Below are 3,697 nucleotides of genomic sequence, written 5' to 3'. Positions count from 1 at the left end.
CCTCGATGGCACGCACCTTGTTGGCGGGCACCTGCTCGGAGAGACAGATGACCGCCCTGAGGCCACGGCGCATCGCGGCGTAGGCCAACGCGCGACCATGATTGCCGGTGGAGGCGGTGGTCACGCCGCGCTGGAGGCGCTCGTAGGCCTCCCCGGCGGCCTGCTCCGCCACGGCGGCCAGCAGATTGCTGGCCCCGCGCAGCTTGAAGGCGCCAGTGGGCTGGCGGGTCTCCAGCTTGAGCAGAATCTCGGCATCGAAGCGGCGCGACAGCGCCGGTGAAGGCACCAGCGCTGTGCGTTCGACACCCGTGGCCGTCGATGAATGAAACAGCCGCTGGCGCGCGGCATAGATATCGGCCAGCGACAGCGGCGTTTCCCGTGTGCTCTTGAGCGGGGGTAAGGTCAATGCCATGGCCTACTGATCACCAGACGTGAGATCGCCATTGTCGACAAGCTCCTGATGCACCTTGTCCACGGCGCGACGCGCGCGGGCGACGATGTCATCGATTTCCTCAGGCGTGACCACCAGCGGCGGCGCGAAGCCGAGGATGTCGCCCTGCGGCATGGCGCGAGCGACCAGGCCTTCCTCGAGGGCTGCCGCGGAGATGCGCGGGCCGACCTTGAGCGCTGAGTCGAACGCCTTGCGCTGTGACGGCTGCGGCGAGAACTCCAGCGCCGCCAGCAGGCCGATGCCACGCACATTGCCGACGATGGGGTGATCGGCGAAAGCCTCCTGCATGGCGTTCTGCAGATAGGCGCCGGTATCGCGGGCGTTGTCGACCAGGCCCTCGCGACGGATGATCTCCAGGTTGGCGACACCGGCGGCGGCGCCCAGCGCATGGCCGGAGTAGGTCCAGCCATGGCCGATGGGGCCGAATTCGCCGGTGCCCTGCTCCAGCACCTTCCACACGCGGTCACCGACGATGACCCCGGACAGCGGCTGATAGGCGCTGGTCAGGCCCTTGGCGATGGTGACCAGGTCCGGCTTGATGCCGAAGTGCTGGTAGCCGAACTGGCTGCCGATGCGCCCGAAGCCGCACACCACCTCATCGCAGATCAACAGGATGTCGTGGCGCTTGAGCACGGCCTGGATGGCCTCCCAGTAGCCCTCCGGCGGCGGCACGATGCCACCGGTGCCCAGCACCGGTTCGCCGATGAAGGCGCCGACGGTCTCCGGCCCTTCGGCCTGGATCATCGCCTCGAGCTTCTCGGCGCACCAGGTGGAGAATTCGCGCTCGCTCATCTCGGCGCACTCGGCGGGACGACGATAATAGTCCGGCGCCTCGGTGTGCAGGATGCCCGGAATCGGCAGATCGAAGTGATCATGGAAGGCCGCCAGTCCGGTCAGCGAGCCTGAGGCGATGCCGGAGCCGTGATAGCCGCGCCAGCGCGAGATGACCTTCTTCTTCTCCGGCTTGCCGATCACGTTGTGGTAATAGCGCACCAGCTTGAGCTGGGTCTCGTTGGCATCACTGCCGGACATGCCGTAATAGACCTTGGACATGTCGGGGCCGGCCAGCTCGAGAATCTTCTCGGACAGCGCGATCTGCGGCTCATTCGAGTGGCCGACATAGGTGTGGTAGTAGCTGAGCTTGAGGGCCTGCTCGTGGATGGCATCAGCGACTTCCGTGCGCCCGTAACCGATGTTGACGCAGTAGAGGCCGGCGAAGCCATCGATCAGCTCACGCCCGTCACGCTCGCGGATGCGGATGCCTTCGCCACCGGTGATCACGCGGCCCGGTGCATCGCCCTGGGCGTAATCGCGCAGGTGGGTCGAGGCATGGAAGGTGACCTTGCGATCACGGCGAATCAGCTCATCGGTCGAGGTCGCGTCGTCGAAGCTGGCGGCCTGACTCAGGGTGTTATCGGTGCTCATGTGACTCTCCGAATGCTCAACTAGGGGCGATCGACCGGTGGTGCTCAATGGCCACCGGTCGCCATGATCGACATGTGACAGTGAAGGATGTCCGTCTCAACTTCCGGAGGCGCTTTCCAGTCCACCCAGACAGTAGTACTTGATATCGAGATATTCCTCGAGCCCCTGACGGCCACCTTCGCGACCCAGGCCAGATTGCTTGACGCCGCCGAAGGGAATCGGCGCGCCGGTCATCTTGACGGAATTGACCGAGACCATGCCGAAGCGCAGGCCACGCATCAGTTGCCAGATGCGGCGCACATCGTGGGTATAGACGTAGGCGGCGAGGCCGTATTCGGTGTCGTTGGCCATCGCGATCACCTCTTCCTCATCGTGCCAGGCGGTGATGCCGGCCACCGGCGAGAAGGTTTCCTCGCGCCAGACGCGCATGTCCGGCGTGATGTCGGCCAGCAGTACCGGCATGAAGAAGTTGGGGCCCGGCGCCATGCTCTGGTCGCCGTGGATCAGCCGCGCGCCACGCTCGACGGCGTCATCGACGATGGTCTGCGCCTTGGCGACGGCGTCGCGGTGGATCAGCGGGCCAAGGTCGATCCCCTTCACCTGACCATTGCCGACCTTGAGCTGCTTCATGATGCGTGCGAAGTGGCTCAGGAAGTCCTCGTAGAGGCTGTCGTGGACCAGGATACGGTCGGCCGCGAGGCAGTCCTGACCGGAGGTCTGGAACTTGGCATCGACGGCGGCGCGCGCAGCCTCCTCGGGGTCCATGTCCGGCCCGACGATGAAGGGGGCGTTGCCGCCCAGTTCCAGCGAGACACGCTTGACGCTATCGGCGCACTGTTTCAGCAGCAGACGCCCGACCCGGGTGGAGCCGGTGAATGACAGCCCAGCGACGCGCGGGTCGTCACACAGCTGCCTGGAGACCTCGGAGGCCTCGCCGGTGATGACGCTGAAGACACCTGCGGGAATGCCGGCACGCTCGGCCAGCTCCGCCAGCGCCAGCGCCGAGAACGGCGTCTCGCCGGCCGGCTTGACCAGCACCGTGCAGCCCGCCGCCAGCGCGGCCGCGGCCTTGCGAGTGATCATCGCCAGCGGGAAGTTCCACGGCGTGATCAGCGCCGCGACACCGATAGGCTCACGCACGGTGCCCAGCGCGGCATTCGGGATATGGCTGGGAATGGTCTCGCCGAAGGCACGATTGCCCTCCTCGGCGAACCAGTGAACGAAGCTGGCGCCGTATTCCACCTCGCCACGCCCATCGTCCAGCGACTTGCCCTGCTCACGCGTCATCAGCATGGCCAGGTCTTCCTTGTGGGCGCGGATGAGGTCGTACCAGGCATCCAGCAGCTCGCCGCGCTGGTCGACGCGCAGCTTGCGCCATTCACTCTGGGCCGCATCGGCGGCGGCGATGGCGGTGTCGATCTGCGCCTCCTCGAGCCACGGCACCTGGCCGAGACGCTCGCCGGTGGCGGGGTCGAAGACCGCCTCCTCACGCCCGCCTTCGCCATGCACCCAGCAGCCATTCACGTAGGCGAGCTGGCGAAACAGGCGCGGGTCTTCCAGGGCAATGCCTTGGCTGGCGAACTGGGTGGGCTCGGACGTCGCTCCGTCCTGGGAAGTTGCCCACTGTCGTGCAAGAGATTGAGCACTCATCGCTTGTCTCCCGGGCCGCACGGCCGTCATCTGAGAAGGCGGAACACCGCCAAAGACAACGCCCACCGAAACGCGGCGGGCGTCATGTGATGACCTCAGTGTGGGGGAGATGAGACGTGGAGACTTTCGGAATACCCGCCAACGACTTGGCGTTCTTTCTGTTGTGGCGGG

At 66.0% G+C, this 3,697-nt stretch carries 3 protein-coding genes; all 3 read right to left on the bottom strand.

Features of this window, described 5'->3' with window-relative positions; translation table 11 throughout:
- The coding region (locus AC4FAH_RS03700) for a pyridoxal-phosphate dependent enzyme (RefSeq protein WP_490245650.1) at window positions 1-412 on the bottom strand (412 nt) is incomplete at its 3' end.
- Between the two features lie 3 nt (window positions 413-415).
- A complete protein-coding gene (locus AC4FAH_RS03695; RefSeq protein ID WP_490245649.1) occupies window positions 416-1,876 on the bottom strand; it encodes an aminotransferase in 1,461 nt (486 codons plus the stop codon).
- A gap of 96 nt (window positions 1,877-1,972) precedes the next feature.
- Window positions 1,973-3,526 (bottom strand): NAD-dependent succinate-semialdehyde dehydrogenase, encoded by a 1,554-nt coding sequence (locus AC4FAH_RS03690; protein WP_225347169.1) that lies wholly within the window; start codon window positions 3,524-3,526, stop codon window positions 1,973-1,975.
- Window positions 3,527-3,697 lie beyond the last annotated feature (171 nt).

Source organism: Cobetia sp. (assembly GCF_983723665.1).
The sequence above is the reverse complement of the archived record's forward strand: the minus strand, read 5'-3'. Positions and strand labels throughout refer to the sequence as shown.

Coding starts and splice junctions, on each gene's coding strand:
- AC4FAH_RS03695 (WP_490245649.1), bottom strand. CDS start 1,876: ATGAGCACCGATAACACCCTGAGTCAGGCCGCCAGCTTCGACGACGCG.
- AC4FAH_RS03690 (WP_225347169.1), bottom strand. CDS start 3,526: ATGAGTGCTCAATCTCTTGCACGACAGTGGGCAACTTCCCAGGACGGA.